Annotated in this window: 17 protein-coding genes; 8 read left to right on the top strand and 9 right to left on the bottom strand. The window is 47.4% G+C overall.

Annotated elements, in window-relative coordinates; genetic code table 11:
• Positions 1–55 precede the first annotated feature (55 nt).
• From guaA to guaB, 3 genes are all read right to left on the bottom strand, one after another.
• Positions 56–1,630 carry a glutamine-hydrolyzing GMP synthase gene (guaA, locus tag HPC38_RS07085; RefSeq protein WP_208120582.1) on the bottom strand — a complete coding sequence of 525 codons (1,575 nt, stop codon included), beginning with the start codon at positions 1,628–1,630 and terminating at the stop codon, positions 56–58.
• 22 nt (positions 1,631–1,652) lie between these two features.
• Positions 1,653–1,970 carry a hypothetical protein gene (locus HPC38_RS07080; protein ID WP_208120581.1) on the bottom strand — a complete coding sequence of 106 codons (318 nt, stop codon included), beginning with the start codon at positions 1,968–1,970 and terminating at the stop codon, positions 1,653–1,655.
• 73 nt (positions 1,971–2,043) lie between these two features.
• On the bottom strand, positions 2,044–3,507 hold the full coding sequence (gene guaB, locus HPC38_RS07075; RefSeq protein ID WP_208120580.1) for an IMP dehydrogenase: 1,464 nt from the start codon (positions 3,505–3,507) through the stop codon (positions 2,044–2,046).
• Positions 3,508–3,679: 172 nt separating this feature from the next.
• Here guaB and HPC38_RS07070 point away from each other — a divergent pair, with 172 nt between their 5' ends.
• The gene (locus HPC38_RS07070; RefSeq protein WP_208120579.1) at positions 3,680–4,639 is read left to right on the top strand and encodes an AEC family transporter; all 960 of its coding nucleotides are present in this window, start codon (positions 3,680–3,682) and stop codon (positions 4,637–4,639) included.
• 37 nt (positions 4,640–4,676) lie between these two features.
• Here the strand turns inward: HPC38_RS07070 and mrcB are convergent, their stop codons facing one another.
• From mrcB to argR, 3 genes are all read right to left on the bottom strand, one after another.
• Positions 4,677–7,094, bottom strand: a complete 2,418-nt coding sequence (gene mrcB / locus HPC38_RS07065) for a penicillin-binding protein 1B (protein WP_208120578.1) — start codon at positions 7,092–7,094, stop codon at positions 4,677–4,679.
• Between the two features lie 77 nt (positions 7,095–7,171).
• The gene (locus tag HPC38_RS07060; RefSeq protein ID WP_208120577.1) at positions 7,172–8,062 is read right to left on the bottom strand and encodes a TIGR01777 family oxidoreductase; all 891 of its coding nucleotides are present in this window, start codon (positions 8,060–8,062) and stop codon (positions 7,172–7,174) included.
• Positions 8,063–8,070: 8 nt separating this feature from the next.
• Complete coding sequence (argR, locus tag HPC38_RS07055) at positions 8,071–8,538, bottom strand: transcriptional regulator ArgR (RefSeq protein ID WP_208120576.1); 468 nt, start codon at positions 8,536–8,538, stop codon at positions 8,071–8,073.
• A gap of 209 nt (positions 8,539–8,747) precedes the next feature.
• On the opposite strand from argR, the gene mdh reads away from it, so the two are divergent.
• The 5 genes from mdh (at position 8,748) to HPC38_RS07030 (ending at position 13,250) form a co-directional block, all read left to right on the top strand.
• On the top strand, positions 8,748–9,686 hold the full coding sequence (mdh, locus tag HPC38_RS07050; protein WP_208120575.1) for a malate dehydrogenase: 939 nt from the start codon (positions 8,748–8,750) through the stop codon (positions 9,684–9,686).
• Between the two features lie 82 nt (positions 9,687–9,768).
• Entirely contained in the window at positions 9,769–10,770 is a 1,002-nt protein-coding gene (locus HPC38_RS07045) for an ABC transporter substrate-binding protein (RefSeq protein WP_208120574.1), read from the top strand.
• Positions 10,757–11,731, top strand: a complete 975-nt coding sequence (locus HPC38_RS07040; protein WP_208120573.1) for a FecCD family ABC transporter permease — start codon at positions 10,757–10,759, stop codon at positions 11,729–11,731. Before HPC38_RS07045 ends, HPC38_RS07040 begins: the two co-directional genes overlap by 14 nt.
• Positions 11,728–12,459: an ABC transporter ATP-binding protein gene (locus tag HPC38_RS07035; protein ID WP_208120572.1), complete on the top strand. Its 732-nt coding sequence runs from the start codon at positions 11,728–11,730 to the stop codon at positions 12,457–12,459. The genes HPC38_RS07040 and HPC38_RS07035 overlap by 4 nt, the downstream gene beginning before the upstream one ends.
• Positions 12,456–13,250, top strand: a complete 795-nt coding sequence (locus HPC38_RS07030) for a class I SAM-dependent methyltransferase (protein ID WP_208120571.1) — start codon at positions 12,456–12,458, stop codon at positions 13,248–13,250. The genes HPC38_RS07035 and HPC38_RS07030 overlap by 4 nt, the downstream gene beginning before the upstream one ends.
• 13 nt (positions 13,251–13,263) lie before the next feature.
• On the opposite strand, the gene HPC38_RS07025 is transcribed toward HPC38_RS07030, so the two are convergent.
• Positions 13,264–14,169 carry a lysine exporter LysO family protein gene (locus HPC38_RS07025; RefSeq protein ID WP_208120570.1) on the bottom strand — a complete coding sequence of 302 codons (906 nt, stop codon included), beginning with the start codon at positions 14,167–14,169 and terminating at the stop codon, positions 13,264–13,266.
• A 93-nt stretch (positions 14,170–14,262) separates the two neighbouring features.
• On the opposite strand from HPC38_RS07025, the gene HPC38_RS07020 reads away from it, so the two are divergent.
• Complete coding sequence (locus HPC38_RS07020; protein WP_208120569.1) at positions 14,263–15,831, top strand: DUF2813 domain-containing protein; 1,569 nt, start codon at positions 14,263–14,265, stop codon at positions 15,829–15,831.
• A gap of 104 nt (positions 15,832–15,935) precedes the next feature.
• Positions 15,936–17,147: an aromatic amino acid transport family protein gene (locus HPC38_RS07015; protein WP_208120568.1), complete on the top strand. Its 1,212-nt coding sequence runs from the start codon at positions 15,936–15,938 to the stop codon at positions 17,145–17,147.
• A 53-nt stretch (positions 17,148–17,200) separates the two neighbouring features.
• On the opposite strand, the gene trpA is transcribed toward HPC38_RS07015, so the two are convergent.
• Both trpA and trpB read right to left on the bottom strand, forming a co-directional pair.
• The gene (gene trpA / locus HPC38_RS07010) at positions 17,201–18,007 is read right to left on the bottom strand and encodes a tryptophan synthase subunit alpha (RefSeq protein WP_208120567.1); all 807 of its coding nucleotides are present in this window, start codon (positions 18,005–18,007) and stop codon (positions 17,201–17,203) included.
• Positions 18,004–19,203, bottom strand: coding sequence for a tryptophan synthase subunit beta (gene trpB / locus HPC38_RS07005; RefSeq protein WP_208120566.1), 1,200 nt, complete (start codon positions 19,201–19,203; stop codon positions 18,004–18,006). Before trpB ends, trpA begins: the two co-directional genes overlap by 4 nt.
• Positions 19,204–19,208 lie beyond the last annotated feature (5 nt).

Below are 19,208 nucleotides of genomic sequence, written 5' to 3'. Positions count from 1 at the left end.
ATACAAGTGCTGGGTTATTTTAAAATAAAAAAAGCCCTGTAAAAAGGGCTTTTGTTTACTCCCACTCAATCGTAGCAGGTGGTTTGCCGCTGATGTCGTAGGTGACGCGGGATATGCCATTGACTTCGTTGATGATGCGGTTGGACACTTTGCCGAGTAGGTCGTATGGCAGGTGTGCCCAGTGGGCGGTCATGAAGTCGATGGTTTGCACCGCACGGATAGAGACAACCCAGTCATATTTGCGCCCGTCGCCCATCACGCCGACGGATTTCACTGGCAGAAATACGGTGAAGGCTTGGCTAACTTTGTGGTACCAATCGGCGTTGTGCAGCTCTTCGATGAAGATTGCGTCGGCGCGGCGGAGGATGTCGCAGTATTCTTTTTTCACCTCGCCGAGCACGCGCACGCCAAGTCCAGGGCCTGGGAATGGGTGACGCATTAACATTTCGTGCGGCAAGCCGAGGGCAAGGCCGATTTTGCGTACTTCGTCTTTGAACAATTCTTTCAGCGGTTCAACCAGCCCAAGTTTCATATAATCTGGCAAGCCACCCACATTGTGGTGGGATTTAATCACGTGCGCTTTGCCCGTTTTGCTGGCGGCGGACTCAATCACGTCAGGGTAGATTGTGCCTTGTGCGAGCCATTTGACGTTGCTGAGTTTGTGGGATTCTTCATCGAACACATCAACAAACACTTTGCCGATGATTTTGCGTTTGGCTTCAGGATCTGCCACGCCTTTAAGTTCATTTAAGAAACGATCTTCAGCGTTGACGTGGATAATATTCAGTCCGAATTTATCGCCGAACATCTCCATTACTTGCTCGGCTTCGTTAAGTCGCAGCAAGCCGTTATCGACAAACACGCAGTGGAGATTTTTGCCAATGGCGCGGTGGAGTAAAAGTGCGGTCACAGATGAATCCACGCCACCAGAAAGGCCTAAAATCACTTGGTCGTCACCAACTTGTGCTTTAATGCGTGCCACAGCGTCTTCAATGATGTTTTCTGCCGTCCATTCGCGTGCACAGCCGCAGATGTTTTCCACAAAGTTGGTGAGCAGTGTTAAGCCACTTTTAGTGTGAGTGACTTCTGGGTGGAACTGCACACCATAAAAATGACGCTGTTCGTCCGCCATAGCGGCGATTGGGCAGGTAGCGGTGGTGCCAGCAATACTAAAGTGCGGTGGCAAGCGGGTGACTTTGTCACCGTGGCTCATCCACACATCCAGCAACGCACGACCAGTGTCGTTTTGCGCATCTTTCATATTAGCAAAAAGTGCGGTTGGATTTTCTAACGCTACTTGCGCATAGCCAAACTCGCGATGATCAGAAGTTTCGGTCAAGCCACCGAGTTGCATTGCCATGGTTTGCATGCCGTAACAAATGCCCAGCACTGGCACACCAGCGTTGAACACATATTCTGGCGCACGCGGGCTGTTTTCTTCCGTGGTGCTTTCTGGCCCGCCAGAAAGGATGATCCCTTTCGGGTTGAAATCGCGGATGTCTTGCTCTGAAACGTCCCACGCCCACAGCTCACAATAAACGCCAATTTCACGAATGCGTCGTGCGATCAGTTGGGTATATTGCGAACCAAAGTCGAGGATAAGGATTTTGTCGTTGTGGATGTTGTTCATTATGATCTCTATTGATTAAATATTATTTTTTAGTGGCTTGGCATGATGACGTTTTTAGCACTTGCAAGCCTTCTTTTTTATAGATTGCAAATGCACCTTGGCGACAATCTGAACCGTAGAGGCGTGCAAATTGGGCTGTCGGTTTACCTTCAGCAATGAGATATAAAGTGCCGTCTTCATCAGTGTCTTGTTTTTTAATCACCCAATGATTTTTCGCTAAGGCTTTTAGCACACTTTCTTGCGATTGACCTTCATACATATCAGGGACACCACTTGATGACCAATCATTGGCACAGGCGGATAAAAAAAGAGTCATTAAAAGCATAGCGAGTTTTTTCATTTGGTCTAGTCCTTATATCTAATAGCAACTATTCAAATCAACCGCACTTTAATCATCAAAGTGCGGTTTTGGCTTATCCCATGCGATAATTCGGGGCTTCTTTGGTGATAGTGACATCATGCACATGGCTTTCGGTGATGCCAGCGCCGCTGATACGTACAAATTGTGCTTTGGTTCGCAGCTCTTCAATCGTGGCACACCCTGTTAAACCCATACATGAACGCAAGCCACCCATTTGTTGGTGGATGATTTCTTTGAGATACCCTTTATATGGAATGCGTCCTTCAATGCCTTCTGGCACGAGTTTGTCGGCGGCGTTATCGGATTGGAAGTAACGGTCGCTTGAGCCTTTGGTCATCGCACCCAGTGAGCCCATGCCGCGGTAGGATTTGAACGCGCGGCCTTGGAACAGTTCAATTTCCCCAGGTGCTTCTTCGGTGCCAGCGAGCATAGAGCCGACCATCACGCAGCTAGCGCCTGCGGCGATGGCTTTGGCTAAGTCACCTGAGTAACGAATGCCACCGTCGGCAATCACTGGGATACCGCGATCTTTTAATGCTTCGGCTGCATCAGCAATAGCAGTGATTTGTGGCACACCCACGCCAGTTACAATACGGGTGGTGCAAATCGAGCCTGGGCCAATGCCCACTTTAACCGCACTTGCACCGGCATCGGCCAACGCAATGGCACCCGCCGCGGTGGCGACGTTGCCCGCCACAATCGGCAAGTCAGGGTATTTAGCCCGTGCTGCACGCACACGCTCTAACACACCTTCAGAGTGGCCGTGAGAGCTGTCAATTAATAATACATCCACACCAGCAGCCACTAAGGCATCAATGCGCTCTTCATTGCCTGGGGCGGCACCGACAGCAGCACCCACGCGCAAGCGGCCGTATTGGTCTTTACAGGCGTTCGGTTTGCTTTCAGCTTTTTGGTAGTCTTTCAAGGTGATCATGCCCACGAGTTTAAAGGCATCGTTGACCACCAGCACTTTTTCAATGCGGTGTTGGTGCATGAGTGAAAAGGCTTCTTCACGCGGGCGATGCTCTTTCACGGTAACGAGGCGTTCTTTCGGTGTCATAACATCACTCACAGGGCGATCTAAATCTGTCACAAAACGCACATCACGACCAGTGACAATGCCAACTAAATCACCATCTTCAGTCGTAACAGGATAGCCTGCAAAGCCATTTTTCTTACTTAATGCGGCTAAATCACGCAAGTTCATATCAGGGCGCACAGTAATTGGATCGGTTACAATACCGCTTTCAAATTTTTTCACCTTGCGCACCCGGTCGGCTTGGCGCTCAACGCTCATGTTTTTATGGATAAAACCAATGCCGCCTTCTTGGGCAAGGGAGATCGCCAATTTGGTTTCTGTCACTGTATCCATCGCAGCGGATAATACAGGGATATTCAGCTTGATGTCTTTGGTTAAATAAGTGGTTAAATCGGCAGTATTCGGAAGAACGGTTGAATGTGCTGGCACTAATAGCACGTCATCAAAAGTGAGTGCCTCTTTGGCGATTCTAAGCATTGCAATATCTCTCAAATCAAGGTGGGTTGTATAAATATTGCTGGCGGATTATACAGGCTTTTACGCCATTTGTGAATGACTTTTAACGTATCAACACCACTTTCTGACTTATACTGGCAATTTAGATGAAATATGACTAAGATAGAACGATGTTTTTTCGGTAGGACATGTCATGCAAGACACTTTTCTCGACTCTATCGCCTTCTCAGTGAGTGTAACACTGCCCAATATTTTAATGCTGCTGCTTGGCATTTATCTTAAACGCATTGGCATGATCAACGACCATTTTGCTCAGCAAGGGGCGAAATTAGTGTTTAACATCACGCTACCCGCACTTTTATTTTTAAGCATTGTGCAAAACCCAACGGATTATACTTCTCAGTTAAGTATCGTTGGCGTTGGTTATCTCGGCACATTCATTATTTTCACGCTTGCAGAACTGTATGCTTGGCGCTTTGTGGCGGACAAACGTGAGCGCGGTACCTTTGTGCAAGGTGTATTTCGTGGCAACAGCGGCATTATCGGGCTGTCGTTGTGCGCTAATGCCTACGGCGCGGCAGGCCTTGCGGTGGCGTCGGTCTATACCGCACTTATCACGCTGTTATATAACGTTTTAGCGGTGATAACCTTAAGCCGCTCACTGGCGGAAAACGGCAAAGCAGATATTATTTATGTGTTCAAACAATTAATTAAAAATCCGCTGATTTTAGCGATCATCATCGCACTGGTGGTCAGCCACCTGCCATTTAAAATCCCAGTCCCCTTGATTAGCACAGGCAATTATCTTTCGCATATGACACTACCGCTGGCGTTACTTTGCGCTGGTGCCAGTTTAGATCTCAAACGGATAGATAGCACTTCGATGGTTGCTATTTCATCGAGTTGTGGCAGGGTATTTATCGCACCATTAATTATGGTGCTACTCGCCCACGCCTTTGGGCTACATGGCATCGGGTTGGGGGTAGTCTTTTTAATGACCTCAACACCAGTAGCCGCCGCGAGCTACGCAATGGTGCGCGGCATGGGTGGCAATGACAAAACCGCTGCTAACATCATCGGCATCACCACCTTCGCCGCCATGTTCACCTCAGCCATCGGCATTGTCATCTTAAAAATGCTGAATTGGATTTGATTAAAAACCAAACCGCACTTTATAACCAAACCGCACTTTAACGGCTGGGTTGGGCTTCTTCTACTGGGGCGCCACCGTCTTGTAGTTTCAATGCATCCCACACGCTGGGTTTGCGCTCAGGGCTTGCGACTGGTGCGTCTGGTGCAGGTTGACTGCTCGGAGCCACCACTGGTGCACTTTGTGAGCAAAAACTTTGGTTACGGTTAGCCCATACAGGGATAGTGCGACCACTGGCGCAATCCCAGCTGCCAAAGCTGTTGATGCCTACCCATTTGATGTTAGGCGATTTTGGCAAATGCAGTTGTGTGGGTGGCACGAGGGAGAGATAGTGCTGATAGAGTTTTAATGCGCCTGTGGAGCCAGTTAGCCCTGTTTTACCGTTGTTATCACGCCCCAGCCATACGGTGATCACTTCTTGCCCATCAATGCCGACAAACCAGGTATCGCGCGCGTCATTGGTGGTGCCTGTTTTGCCAGCCAGATGAAAATCAGCAAAATCTGTTTGTAAGCTGCGCCCAGTGCCGCGTTCAACGGCTTGTTGCATGGCAAAGAGCGTTTGAATAGCGGCCTCGCGGGGAACCACTTGGTTTGCGGTATCGGTGCGTTGATAGAGCACTTCGCCATCACGACGGGTAACACTATCGATGGATGAGAGCGGCACCTTTTCCCCCGCATTGGCGATCACTTGGAACAGCTTCGCCACGTCAAATGGTGCGATAGAGTATGAGCCAAGCAGCATGGCAGGCACACGCGGAATTTTGATTTTATCCCAGCCCATCGCTTTTTGATTAGATATGATGGTATCAAGCCCCACTTTCATGCCGATGTTGACAGTAGGAATATTGAGTGAGCGCACTAAGGCATCCATCAGCATTACTGAGCCGCTATAACGGCGATTATAGTTGCGTGGTTGCCAATCAGGCGCGCCTTTGATACGAATTGTAATAGGGCGGTTTTGAATCGGCGTGTTGAGCCTAAACTGCTCTGGATTTGCCAAGGCGCTAAGGTAAATTGACGGTTTAACGAGTGAGCCAATTTGCCGCTGTGAGCGCAGTGCACGGTTGAAACCTGCATATTGTGTTTGCACCCCACCGACCATTGCCAGCACGCCGCCAGTGCGGTAATCCGCCACCACCATTGCGGCTTCCAGATCAGGGCGTTTTTGTTGCAGCTGTAGTTTTTGGGTGGCTTCAACGAGGGCTTTTTCGGCCATGCGCTGTTTGTTAATGTCTAACGTGGTGAAAATGCGTGCACCTGAAAGTGCGGTTGTTTTGCTCTCGCCTAGCACATGGCTGAGATCTTGTTTCACCAATTGCATGAATGCTGGCTGCGCGCGGGTAACACTGCCTTTGGGTTTTACATCCAGTGGGCGACGGCTAAGCAATTGATATAGGCTTTCGTTGATAATGCCATTTTCTTGCATGATTTTCAGCACCACATTACGCCGCGCGGTGGCGTTGTCAGGATAGCGCCACGGATTATAAATTGATGGTCCTTTGACCATGCCTACCAATAATGCAATTTGATCAAGGCGAATTTCTTGAATTGGGCGGCCAAAAAAGAGTTGGCTGGCCAGCGCAAAGCCATGAATTTCGGTGTCACCCGATTGAGCAAGGTAAACCTCGTTGAGGTAGGTTTCTAAAATTTTGTTTTTGTCGTAACGCGCATCAAGCAAAATCGCCATAAAGGCTTCATTGATTTTGCGCGTGAAGCTACGACGGTTACTCAAAAAGAGGTTTTTCACCAATTGCTGGGTGAGAGTACTGCCACCTTGTACGGTTTGACCCGCTTGAATATTAGTGATCATCGCACGCGTAATCCCAAGCAAACTGACGCCATTATGCTCATAAAAGCGGCGATCTTCGGTTAAAAGAAGTGTATCGATCAAATAACGCGGATACTGGTGCAGCGGAATGGCTAAGCGGTCCTCTTTGTTAGACTGCAACATCGCGATAAGTTTTGGCGCAAGGCGAAATTGCGCAATAGCTTGGCGGTTAACCAAATCCTCAATCACGTAAAGTCGCTCGTCTTTAAAGCGCAGGCGCAAAACACGTTGTGGTTCAGGTGCATCAGGAAATTCAAACGCACGGCGAATCAGTACTAAAGTATCGTTTTCAATTTTAAAATCCCCTGGTGTGCCGAGCATATTGACTTGGCGATAGCCATTATCAATTAATTTTGCCCGCACCTCATTGAGGGTTGGGTGGCGGGGCTGTTCAATGCTTTCAATATTGGCATACACCTCCGCTGGCAGCTGCCAAATGCTGCCGTCAAGCGTATGGCGAATTTTGGCGTCAAGATAGGCGAGATAAAACAATACACAACAAAGTGCGGTGAAGCCCAATTTTAGGCTAAAGATCAAAAAACGCATACGCCATGAGCGCGTGCGTTTAGGCGCAGCGGGTTGTTCTTGTGGGTCTTGTTGTGCGTTTTGCGGATCTGTCGGCGTTGTCATGCAATAAACCTATGCCATTTAACTATTCGAATTTTGCGCAAATTATAGCAAGCCTGAAGCAAAATGCCTAACGTTCGTTAGGTCAGCAAGTTGCGCAGGGCGCCGTCAAGCGTCGGATGCGTAAACCGAAAGCCTGCTTGCGTGAGTGCATTTGGCATAATCGGCTGGTTGTCAAGCAGCAGCTGCGCGCGTTCGCCGAGCATCAGTTTGAGCGCAAAGGCGGGCACAAAGGCAAAGTGCGGTCGGTGCAATACATTCGCCAACGTGTGGCTAAATTGCGCTTGAGGAATAAAGTGCGGTGCGCAGCAGTTAAATGGCCCTTGACATGACGGAGTGGTTAACAAAAAGAGAATCGCGTTGACCATATCGGCTAAGTGAATCCACGCCCAGTTTTGCTCGCCTGAACCCAATGGGCCGCCAAGCCCTAATCGGTAAACAAGCAGCATTTTTGAAAGTGCGCCCGCGTGGGTGGCAAGCACATTTGACGTGCGCAGCAAACATACGCGCGTGTTGGCGTTGAGCGCAGCCTGCTCCCAGCGCTGGCAAAGTTCAGCGGCAAAGCCTTCTCCCGCAGGGGCGCTTTCATCAACCGCACTTTGAGTCACGTTGCCATAAAAACCGATCGCAGAGCCTGAGATAAGCACCTGTGGCGGTGTTTGGCTGGCGTTGATTTTCCCAACCAACGTTTGAGTGAGGGTAACGCGGCTTTCGATCAAGCGCTTTTTTTGTGTTTTATGCCAGCGTTTATCGAAAATGGGTTCGCCTGCAAGGTTGATCACCGCATCAATATCATCCAGTGTGCAAAGTGCGGTTAAATCGGTACAAAAATCAATGTTTAGCTCGCCAAAGTGCGCTTTTGCTTTGGCGGCATCGCGCGTGAGTGCAACAACCGTGTGCCCAAGAGAGACTAATTGTTGGCAAAGTGCGCTGCCGATCAAGCCTGTCGCGCCAGTGATAAAAATGCGCATAGCTCTTCCTAAAGTGAATTTTCAAACAACTGTTGGATATTTTTCATCAACTGTGCAGTTTTGGTATCCAACGTTGGTGTGATAAACACCGTGTCGTCGCCAGCAATGGTGCCCAAAATACCTTCGTTTTTGCCGATGGAGTCTAACAGCCGCGCGATCAATTGTGCGCCACCTGGGCTGGTGCGTACAACCACCAGCGCGTTGTTGTAATCAATATCCAGCACCAAATTTTTCAACGGGCTTGAGGTATTCGGCATGCTTAATTCTGGTGGCAGGCAATAAACGGTTTGCATTTTGGAATTGCGAATGCGCACTGCGCCAAATTTGGCTAGCATGCGTGAAATTTTGGATTGATTCACTTGAAACCCTTGCGCTTGCAGCGCCTCAACAATTTCGCTTTGTGAAGCGTATTTTTCGGCTAACAATAATGCGCGAAAAGCACTATTGAGGGATTCAGACTTGTTTTGTGTGTTCATTATGCGTTCTCTATGCAGAAATTTGCATAGATAGTGCATATTTTTTCATAAAAAGGCAAATAAAATTTTCTTCTTGTGTAAAGTGCGGTTAAAGTGTGAAAAAATTTGCCCTAGCTCTCACTTTTGTATTGTCGTGTTTGAATTTGGCTGCATTTGGATCTAGACTTAACTCACTTTAGTTAATTAAATGTAAACATAAGGAGATTTGAATGAAAGTTGCTGTTTTAGGTGCCGCAGGTGGGATTGGTCAAGCCTTGGCCTTGTTGCTGAAATTAAATTGCCCAGCGGGAACAGAATTGGCGTTATACGACATCGCGCCTGTCACACCAGGTGTGGCAAAAGATATTAGCCATATCCCAACCCCTGTGCAAGCCAAGGGCTATGCAGGGGAAGACCCAAGTGAAGCATTACAAGGCGCTGATTTGGTGTTGATCTCCGCAGGTGTTGCGCGCAAGCCAGGCATGGATCGTTCTGATTTGTTCAACATCAACGCCAGCATCATTAAAAACTTGGTGGAAAAAGCCGCTGTTGCTTGCCCGAAAGCGTGCATTGGCATCATCACTAACCCTGTCAACACCACTGTGGCTATCGCCGCTGAAGTGTTGAAAAAAGCAGGCGTGTACGACAAGCGTCGTCTGTTTGGTGTCACGACACTCGATGTTATCCGCTCTGAAACTTTTGTTTCTGAACTTAAAGGTGTTGCATTAGATAAAGTGAAAGTGCCTGTGATTGGTGGTCACTCTGGTGTTACCATTTTACCATTGCTTTCACAAGTCGAAGGCGCAAGTTTCAATGCTGAAGAAGTTGAATCTTTGACAAAACGCATTCAAAATGCGGGCACCGAAGTGGTGGAAGCGAAAGCAGGTGGCGGCAGTGCAACCCTTTCAATGGCGCAAGCGGCCGCGCGTTTCGGGCTTTCTGTATTGAAAGGCTTAAGCGGGCAAGATGCTGTGGAATACACTTATGTTGAAGGCGACGGCAAATATGCACGTTTCTTCGCGGTACCTGTGCGTTTAGGCAAAAATGGTGTAGAAGAAATTTTGCCAATTGGTCCATTAAGTGAATTTGAGCAAAGTGCGGTTGAAGCCATGTTGCCGACGCTGCAAAAAGACATTGCTTTGGGTGAAAAATTCGTTAACGGCGAATAACGCTTTAAAAGATCGCCCGACAGTTATGTTGTCGGGCTTTTTTATGTTAACGTTATATAAACTTATCTATAACGGAGTGCGTATGCGTTTATTTCTGCTTCTTCTTTCACTGATTTTTGTGCAGCCTGTTTGGGCCTCACCCGCGCCAGAATGTGTGGGCTGTGAGAATTTAACCCCAGAACACATCAAAAAAGTTTATGCGTCAAATCCTGTTTTGCTCTACCAACTTTACGCGGTGGATAAAAGCAAAATTGCGGGCCTTAATTTTGAATTTTACCCCATTGAAAAGCAATATCTTGACCCTAGTGTCACCGAGCAGACGGTGGTGGGCGGCTTTTTTGGTCAAGGTAAAACCCCGAATATGGAAGCGGTGCTCGCACTAAAGCCTGATTTAATCCTTGCAAGTGGTAATGTGCAAGACAAATACCGCGAAATTTTTGTGAATGCTGGTGTGCCTGTGTTGTATATCGATGCGTTAACGCTGGAGCAAAGTTTGAACAGCTTTACGCCATTGGCAGATATTTTGGGCGTTAGCGCACGTGGTGAAAAACTCCATGCGTACGCACAGCAATCCGTGGATATGGCAAAAAGTGCGGTTTATCAAACCAAGCCTCGCGTTTATTACGCTTTTGGCAAAGATGGCTTAAAAAGTGAGTGTGAAAAAAGTAGCTTCGGCGATTTGATTACGCTCGCAGGCGGCGAAGTGGTGCTCAAATGTGAAAACACCAAACAAAACAGCCGTGTCAGTGTGAATTTTGAGCAGGTGCTTTCTCTTAACCCTGATATGATCATTGCTTATGATAAAGCCTTTTATGACAGTGTTTATCAAGACGAAAAATGGCAAGTGCTAAGTGCGGTCAAAAATAAACAAGTCTTTTTAATCCCACGCAAGCCATTTTCATGGATGGGTAAGCCTGCATCATTTATGCGTTTTTTGGGTATTCGCTGGCTGCTGAAAACCTTGCATCCAAACGAATTTACTCAGATCAATATTCGTGATGAAGCGAAACAATTCTATCAACTTTTTTTGTCACGGGAGTTAAGTGAAGCCGATTTGAACGACATTCTCAATGAAACACCTTAGCCTTGCGTTGCTGGCGTTACTGTTGGCATTTTTGGCTGCAATAACGCTTTTTATTGGTAAATTTGAGCTTAACTTGAGCGAATATGCCGCCATTTTCAGCGCTGATCACAGCGTAGCGAAGGTGGTGCTACTGGATATCCGCTTCCCGCGCATTGCCGCCGCCGTGTTGATTGGCGCGGCATTGTCGGTCAGTGGCGCGGCCTATCAAGCCATGCTGATTAACCCATTGGTGTCGCCATCGATCTTGGGTGTGTTAAGTGGGGCAGGCTTTGGTGCTGCGTTGGCGATGATTTTGGGGCTGTCGATTGTGCAAATGCAAATGCTGACCTTTGTGATGGGCATTGCTGCAGTGGTGATTGCTTTTATGCTGTCATTGATCTCGCGAGCGCAACCGTTGCTGATGTTGATCCTTGGCGGGGTGATTAGCTCCGCCATTTTTGGCGCGCTGCTCTCTGTGCTGAAATATTTCGCCGACCCATACGACACTTTGCCAAACATTGTCTATTTTTTAATGGGAAGTCTCAGCTTTGCGACCAAAAGTGCGGTTTTAGCGGTCGGTGGTGTGATGTTGGTGTGTATTGTGCTGCTGATTTTGCTCGGCAAACAGCTCAACGCGTTAAGTCTTGGGGAGGACGAATCCAAAAGTTTGGGCATTAATACGCAAAAGTTGAAGATTTCAGTGGTGATTTTAGCCACACTGGCCAGCTCTCTCAGCGTGGTGCTCGGTGGCATTATTGGCTGGATCGGTTTGATTGCACCGCACATTTGCCGTTTTTTATTCGGAGCGGATAACCGCTTTGTGCTCAGTGCGTCAGCCCTTGTTGGCGCAATCTTTTTGCTCATTTGTGACACCCTGTCACGTCAGCTTTATAGCTATGAAATTCCGATTGGCATTATTACCTCGTTATTTGGTATTCCTATTTTTATTGCGGTGCTCTTTAGCGTGAAGGGGACGGTATGATTGAGGTTGAGCATCTGCGCTTTAGTTACGGCAAAAAAAACATCTTGAACGATGTCAGTTTCACCCTTGAGGCAGGGCGCAGCCTGTGCATTCTCGGTGAAAACGGCTGTGGTAAAAGCACCTTGCTGCGTTGCATGCTCGGCATTTTACCCTTTCAAGGCAAAGTGCGGTTTCAAGGCCAGCTGATTAATGAGATACCACGCAAAACATTGGCGCGAAAAATGGCCTATATTCCACAGCGTTATCACACGCCATTTGCTTATCGTGTGATAGATATGTTGTTGATGGGGCGTTTAGCCCATAAGAAAACCCTGCAAGGCTTTAGCCAGGCGGATTATGCCATCTGTCAGCAGGCGTTGGCTCAGGTTAACATTCCCCATTTGCACGATAAATTATTCACCGAACTCAGCGGTGGGCAACAGCAGCTTGTGTATATTGCCCGTGCCTTGACAACACAGGCGAAGATGATTTTTATGGATGAACCTACCAATGGCTTGGATTTTGGCAACCAAATTCGCTTGCTGGAGTTGATCCAACGCCTGCAAACGCAAGGTTACAGCTTTGTGATTACAACCCACCACCCACGCCAAGCGCAGTTTTTAGACACTGCGATTTTGATGATTAAGCAGGGAAAAGTGCTTGCGTTTGGTGAGCAAGCTTTGCTGCAAGCCTCGCAATTTTCCATCTTGTATGATATTGATTATCAGCGCTACGGAGCACTGTTATGATTGAACAAGCAAATTATGATCTTTTGGATTTCGACAGGCTTTATCGTGTGCAGAAAAAAGCCAGCACCTTTAAAACAAAAACAAGTGCAGACTGGGATAAGAAAGCGCTCCTTTCTGGGCAAAATATGCTCAAAGGTAACTATCCCACCGATTTTATCGCCAAAGTAGATTTCACGGATTGCCACAGTGTGCTGGATTTCGGTTGTGGGCCAGGCACTTTGTCGCTATTGGCTGCACCGCACTTGCGTGAGGTGCTCGCCTGTGATTACTCCGCCAATATGCTCACCTGCCTGCATGAAAATGCGAAGGCACAGGGCATTAGCAATATTCGTACCCGCCAGTTAGCCTATGAAGATGACTGGCGTGATGTGCCAGCGTGCGATTTGGTGTTTGCCTCACGCTGCTTAGAGCTTGATGACATCAAAATGGGGCTGGAAAAGCTCATCAGCAAGGCCAAAAGGCGCGTCTATCTCACTTACAAAGTGGGGCGCAGCTTTCTAGCCGAAGACATTGACGCCATTATCGAACGTGGGATTGTGCCAAAGCCTGATTATATTTATGTGATTAACATCTTATATCAAATGGGCATTCACCCTAAAGTTGACTATATTCATTGCGAGGACAAGCGTTTTGTTGCCAACAGTGCCGATGAGCTGGTCGAACGTGTGCGTTGGAGTTTAGGCGAATTGTCAAGCCAAGATGAAAGTGCGGTGCGAGCTTATTTTGATCACGGTTTTACGTCACGTTCACGGATGATTAAATGGGCGTTTATCAGCTTTGATGTGCCTTAACCGCACTTTGCCATTACTGCGGTAAGCTGGTGAACAAAACCAGCAACAGTGGCACCGCAAGGTTGATGATAAAACCGTAGCTAATCGCCAGTGGTACTACTTGCACGCCGCCACTGCGCTGAATAATTGGCAAAGTACAATCCAGTGCGGTTGCACCGGTGAAGCCCACTGCGGCGGTGGCAAAGTGGCGCATCAATGCAGGCACAACCATCAAGCTTAGAATCTCTCGCATCAAGTCATTAAAAAATGCAATACTGCCCATGACAGGCCCGAAGGCATCGTTAATCATCACACTTGACAGTGAATACCAGCCAATGCCTGAGGCGATGGCCAAGCCTTGAAAAAGCGGTAACTCAAGCCAAAACGCGGCTAAAACGCCCGCGATCAGGCTAGTTGCAATCACCGAGCAGGCGGCAATAATGCCACGGCGGTTAAACAACACTTGGCGAAGACTGATGCCATTGTTGCGTAGCTGCACGCCGACCAAAAAAATCAGCGCCACCAACACATAGGTACTGGCGTTGTGTGGCAGGTTAAACATTCCTTTACTGGAAAGACCGATCAATACGCCCGCAAACACCATACTGAGCATCAGCAAGGAATCAAGCATTAAACGCCAGCGTGAGGGCATTTTGCCGTTGGTTTTTTTCAACTGAAAAGGGTAGCGCTTGTCGAGCACCAGCAAACCCGCCACATTTAAGCCGATGGTCAGTACGATGAAGGTTAAGGCGGAGTGAGCGATGATAGGTAGTTGTTGGGCGAGATTGTCAATCTGCCCGAGAGAAAATCCCATCATAAACAAAATAATATACAGCAGCACTACCACGCCGAGATTCAGGCGGCTTAAAATGGCGAGATTGCGCGTTTTTATCAAATACCCTAACACCATAGGGCATAATACAATCAATAATCCGTCCATGCGTGCTCCTTGCGTTAAATTATAACGAAAATGTGGTCTATGGTATATCCCACGCACGGTTTTTTTAGTAAGCTAAGTCAAAAAGGGGGCAGTATGTATTTAAAACAGGTGGATATTTCAGGGTTTCGTGGACTAAATCGTTTGTCGATTAGCTTGCGTTCTAATATGGTGCTAGTGGGTGAAAATGCCTGGGGAAAATCCAGTTTGTTGGATGCCTTGAGTTTAATCCTCAATCCTGCCAGCCCGCGCTATCAATTTCAACCTACGGATTTCCACTTCACGCCAGGCGAATATGACAAACTGCAAAGTGCGCCGAAAACCTTGCATAAATCCAGCACGATATTATTTACGTTTAGCGTTAGTGACATCAACGAACCGCACTTTGATGATCGAATACATTTTACGCCACTGTTTTGCCCCCATGAAGATAAATATGCCCGCATTTATTTACGCGTGAGCGCCGAGCTTGCCCAAGGACAGGCGAGCACCCGTTATGACTTTTTAGACCAAAACGGTGACTTGCTTGAGATTGACAACAAAACCGCACTTTTAGACGCCTTAATTGCGCAGCACCCCGTGTTACGCTTTCGTGATGCGCGTTTGGCGCATAAATCGAATTTTCAACTCAAGCAGATGAACGATAAGCTGCCAGCTAAAGAGCTACAGGCGATTTTCAACATTATTCAATATTACTTTTTACAGCCACCCACTGCCTTGCTGATGACTGATTCCATGCAGTGGTGGGCGAGTGTTAAACAGCTAAATCAAGAACTGGCGCAAGATAAAAAGGGTGTCTTACGCAAGCGGTTATTATTGGCATTAATGGCGTTATTTGAGCAAGGTAAAAATCTGAATTTTGAACATTACACTCGTCCGATTATTTTGCTAGAGGATATTGAAGCTCGCTTGCATCCACGTATGGTGGCGATTGCCTGGGAGTTTGCCAGCCATTTGCCGATTCAGCGTATCACTACCACCAACTCGGTGGAGCTGATTTCTTATGTGCGCATTGAGCATATCTGCCGTTTGCTACGCCGTGATAATATGACTCACGCCTATCAGCTCGCGCGTGGTGATCTTAATCAGGATGATCATCGTAAACTGGGTTTTCACATTCATTATAATCGCAGCCTAGCGTTATTTGCCCGAGCATGGTTATTAGTGGAGGGGGAAACGGAAGTTTGGTTGCTCTCCGAGCTGGCGCAAGTGCTCAATATTAATCTTGAGATGGAGGGTATTCGCATTATTGATTTTGCTCAATGCGGATTGCGTCCATTGATCAAATATTGTCAGCATATGGGGATTGAATGGTTTGTCTTAACCGATGGTGACAGCGCAGGGCGTAAATATTCTGATACAGTCCGCAATAAATTAGCGCAAGATGAAACATTGACCAACCGTATTATCACGCTGCCTGAGCGCGACATTGAGCACTATTTCTTTCACAATGGATTTGAACGCGTGTTCTTTCGTTTGGCAAACGTCAAAGGCACAAGTAAAAAAATGAATATTTCGAAAGTCATCCAAAAGGCGATTAATTATACTTCTAAGCCAGATATTGCCTTAGCACTGGCAAACGAGATTAAAAGCCGTGGCGCAGACAGTGTACCAAGCTTATTTAAACAACTCTTTTTTAAAATTCGGCAGTTGATCGTGATGTAGACCGCACTTTTGGCTTTTTTTCGGCAAAAAGCGAAAAAAAATTTAGACTGTAAAACATTTTTGTATAAAATAATTTACTCATTAACCTAAAACGAGAACTAACTATGAAAAATAAAACTTTAGGAAGTACGCTGATTGTTGCTGGTACAACAATTGGCGCTGGTATGCTTGCTATGCCAATTACCTCAGCAAGTATGGGATTTGGTATGACAGTGTTGTTACTACTAGTGTTGTGGTTGCTACTGTCTTTTAGTGCATTGCTGTTTATTGAAGTGTATCAAACAGCGAGCAAAGATGCGGGTATTGCAACATTAGCTGAACAATACTTCGGCGGTATTGGGCGTGTGTTGGCAACTCTCTCACTCTTAATTTTTATGTATGCTATTTTGGCTGCTTATGTCAGTGGCGGTGGTTCGCTGATCAGCTCGCTGTTACCTGTCGTTGATGGCTTAAGTGCAACTGATTTCGGTGTGATTTTGTTCACCGTAGTGCTCGGCGTGTTTATTGTCATTGGTACAGGGAGTGTCGATGCGGTTAACCGCTTGTTCTTTTTTAGTAAAATCGCTATTTTTGTGGTGATCTTATTTATGATGTTGCCGTTGGTGAAAAGTAATAATTTAATGGCATTACCATTGGATAACGCCGTATTACTTTCCGCAGCTCCAGTCTTTTTTACATCGTTTGGATTCCATGTGGTAATTCCATCAATCGTGCGCTATCTTGATGGAGACATAAAAAAATTGCGTATTGCCATTGTAATGGGAACAGGTATCCCTTTGGTCGCATATTTCTTATGGCAATTAGCCACCCATGGTGTATTAAGCCAAAGCCAATTCCTTGTGATTTTGAAAAGTGACCCAACTCTTAACGGCTTAGTGGAAGCCACCCGCACCATCACTGGCAGCGACTTCCTTGGCGAAGCGGTGCGTGTATTCTCATCACTGGCGTTAATTACTTCTTTCTTAGGAGTATCATTGGCGTTGTTTGACTGCTTGCGTGATTTACTCTTGCGTGTACATGTGAAAACCAACCGACCAGTCTTAGGTTTACTGACCTTTGTACCGCCATTGCTGTTTGCTCTGTTTTATCCAAGAGCTTTTATTATGGCACTCGGTTACGCGGGCATTATGTTTGCGTTCTACGGCTTGGTGTTGCCAATCGGCTTAGCGTGGCGTGCGCGTAAACTCAACCCAAACCTGCCGTACCGTGTTAAAGGCGGCAACATCGCTTTGCTCGTCGCCTTAGTGCTAGGCATTATCATTATCTGTATTCCGTTTCTAATTAATGCAGGCTACCTGCCAGAAGTGGTGGGTTAAAATACAAAGTGCGGTCAATGACCGCACTTTTTTAGGCATTGCGCACGTCACTTTTAATAAGTGGCGTTTTTCATGTTTGACACAAACTCGCCTAATTCTTGCAAACACTGCGCGTGATTATCCAAATTGCGCTCAATAATCTTCACAATAGCCGATCCTGAAATAGCACCACGGCAGCCACTGTTCAGAGCTTCTTTCACTTGCTCAGGTTTGGCGATACCAAAGCCTTGCAAGATAGGCGGGGCGTTGTGCTCTTTGAGCTTGACAATTAAGTTATCCAACGTGCTGGCATGTTGTTGATTTTCAGCGCTGGTTACCCCCGCGCGTGAGACAAGATAGGTATAACCTTGAGCGTGTTTTGCCACGTCTGCAATGGTTTGTTCATCGGCATTCGGCGGGCAGATAAACACTGGTTGAATACCAAATTTAACCGCACTTTGTACGAAAGGTTCAGCAGCCATTAAAGGCACATCAGCAATCAACACCGCATCCACACCCGCCGTGTGGCAGCGTTGATAGAAACGATCTAATCCTTGTGCATACACCAAATTTGCACACAGCAGCAGGCTGATTGGGATCTCAGCATAACGCGCGCGAATTCGCTCAAGCAGTGCAAAACACGCATCAGTACTAAAACCAGCGCTAAGTGCGCGGTTATTGGCCGCTTGAATAACAGGGCCATCAAGCAGTGGGTCAGAAAACGGAAAACCCAGCTCTAAGGCGTCTGCGCCGTTATCCACCAAGGTACAAATGATCTCAAACGAGCGTTCAAGACTAGGGTCGCATAGGGTAACAAAAGGAACAAAGGCGCCTTGCTTAGTGCGTTGTAAATGTTGAAAAAGCGTGTCAAAACGGCTCATAAGGCAGCTCCACGTTGCGTTAAAATGTTATCGACAGTGAAAATATCTTTATCTCCACGCCCTGAGAGATTCACCACGAGAATTTGCTCTTTTTCTGGATCTTGTTTAATCATTTTTAAGGCATACGCCAGCGCATGGGCGGATTCAAGCGCAGGGATAATGCCCTCGTGAAGTGCGAGTTGTTGAAAAGCATCGAGTGCTTCATTATCCGTAATGGCGTGATATTCCGCGCGGCCTGTAGCATGCAAATGGGCATGCTGCGGCCCAACGGACGGGAAGTCAAGCCCAGCAGAGATGGAGTACGATTCCTGCACTTGTCCATCTGCACTTTGCATTAACGGGGATTTCATACCGAAATAGATGCCAACCGCACTTTTATTCAGTGGTGCGCCGTGTTTGCCACTGTCTAGGCCTTCGCCAGCAGGCTCAACCCCGATTAAGCGCACCGCACTTTCATCGATAAAATCCGCAAACATACCAATCGCATTGGAGCCGCCACCCACGCAGGCAATGACGCAATCTGGCAACACGCCTTCGCGCTCGCGTAGCTGGGCTTTGGTTTCTTCGCCGATCATTTTTTGAAATTCACGCACAATGGTCGGAAATGGGTGGGGGCCTGCGGCGGTGCCAAGCAAATAGTGCGCTTTTTCATAATTGGCAGACCAATCACGCATTGCCTCACAGCACGCGTCTTTCAGCGAGCAAGAGCCTTTTTCAACGGGAATGACGGTTGCCCCCATCAGTCGCATACGAAAGACATTCGGCGATTGGCGCTGGACATCTTTAGCGCCCATATAAATACGGCATTTTAGCCCCAGCAGCGCGCAGGCAATGGCGGTTGCCACGCCGTGTTGCCCTGCGCCTGTTTCGGCGATAATCTCCGTTTTGCCCATGCGTTTTGCCAATAATGCTTGCCCGAGCACTTGGTTAGTTTTGTGCGCACCGCCGTGCAGCAGATCTTCGCGTTTGAGGTAGAGCTTGGTGTTGCTGCCTTGGGTTAAATTTCGGCATAGCGTCAACGGGGTTGGACGGCCAGCGTAATTTCGCAGCAAATCAGCAAATTCTTGCTGAAATTGTGTATCATTTTGCGCATCTATAAAGGCTTGCTCTAATTCTAGCAGTACGGGCACCAAAATCTCAGGCACATACATGCCACCAAAATCGCCAAAATAGGGGCTAAGTTTTGTCTGTTGCATAAAAT

It is taken from the genome of Spirabiliibacterium pneumoniae, assembly GCF_014884995.1.
In the GTDB taxonomy this organism is placed as follows: domain Bacteria; phylum Pseudomonadota; class Gammaproteobacteria; order Enterobacterales; family Pasteurellaceae; genus Spirabiliibacterium; species Spirabiliibacterium pneumoniae.
Note: the sequence above shows the minus strand (reverse complement) of the source record. Positions and strands in the feature narration are given on the sequence as shown.

Bases quoted from the DNA above. Each gene is read 5' to 3' on its own strand.
- guaA (WP_208120582.1), bottom strand. From the start codon at position 1,630: ATGAACAACATCCACAACGACAAAATCCTTATCCTCGACTTTGGTTCG.
- HPC38_RS07080 (WP_208120581.1), bottom strand. From the start codon at position 1,970: ATGAAAAAACTCGCTATGCTTTTAATGACTCTTTTTTTATCCGCCTGT.
- guaB (WP_208120580.1), bottom strand. From the start codon at position 3,507: ATGCTTAGAATCGCCAAAGAGGCACTCACTTTTGATGACGTGCTATTA.
- HPC38_RS07070 (WP_208120579.1), top strand. From the start codon at position 3,680: ATGCAAGACACTTTTCTCGACTCTATCGCCTTCTCAGTGAGTGTAACA.
- mrcB (WP_208120578.1), bottom strand. From the start codon at position 7,094: ATGACAACGCCGACAGATCCGCAAAACGCACAACAAGACCCACAAGAA.
- HPC38_RS07060 (WP_208120577.1), bottom strand. From the start codon at position 8,062: ATGCGCATTTTTATCACTGGCGCGACAGGCTTGATCGGCAGCGCACTT.
- argR (WP_208120576.1), bottom strand. From the start codon at position 8,538: ATGAACACACAAAACAAGTCTGAATCCCTCAATAGTGCTTTTCGCGCA.
- mdh (WP_208120575.1), top strand. From the start codon at position 8,748: ATGAAAGTTGCTGTTTTAGGTGCCGCAGGTGGGATTGGTCAAGCCTTG.
- HPC38_RS07045 (WP_208120574.1), top strand. From the start codon at position 9,769: ATGCGTTTATTTCTGCTTCTTCTTTCACTGATTTTTGTGCAGCCTGTT.
- HPC38_RS07040 (WP_208120573.1), top strand. From the start codon at position 10,757: ATGAAACACCTTAGCCTTGCGTTGCTGGCGTTACTGTTGGCATTTTTG.
- HPC38_RS07035 (WP_208120572.1), top strand. From the start codon at position 11,728: ATGATTGAGGTTGAGCATCTGCGCTTTAGTTACGGCAAAAAAAACATC.
- HPC38_RS07030 (WP_208120571.1), top strand. From the start codon at position 12,456: ATGATTGAACAAGCAAATTATGATCTTTTGGATTTCGACAGGCTTTAT.
- HPC38_RS07025 (WP_208120570.1), bottom strand. From the start codon at position 14,169: ATGGACGGATTATTGATTGTATTATGCCCTATGGTGTTAGGGTATTTG.
- HPC38_RS07020 (WP_208120569.1), top strand. From the start codon at position 14,263: ATGTATTTAAAACAGGTGGATATTTCAGGGTTTCGTGGACTAAATCGT.
- HPC38_RS07015 (WP_208120568.1), top strand. From the start codon at position 15,936: ATGAAAAATAAAACTTTAGGAAGTACGCTGATTGTTGCTGGTACAACA.
- trpA (WP_208120567.1), bottom strand. From the start codon at position 18,007: ATGAGCCGTTTTGACACGCTTTTTCAACATTTACAACGCACTAAGCAA.
- trpB (WP_208120566.1), bottom strand. From the start codon at position 19,203: ATGCAACAGACAAAACTTAGCCCCTATTTTGGCGATTTTGGTGGCATG.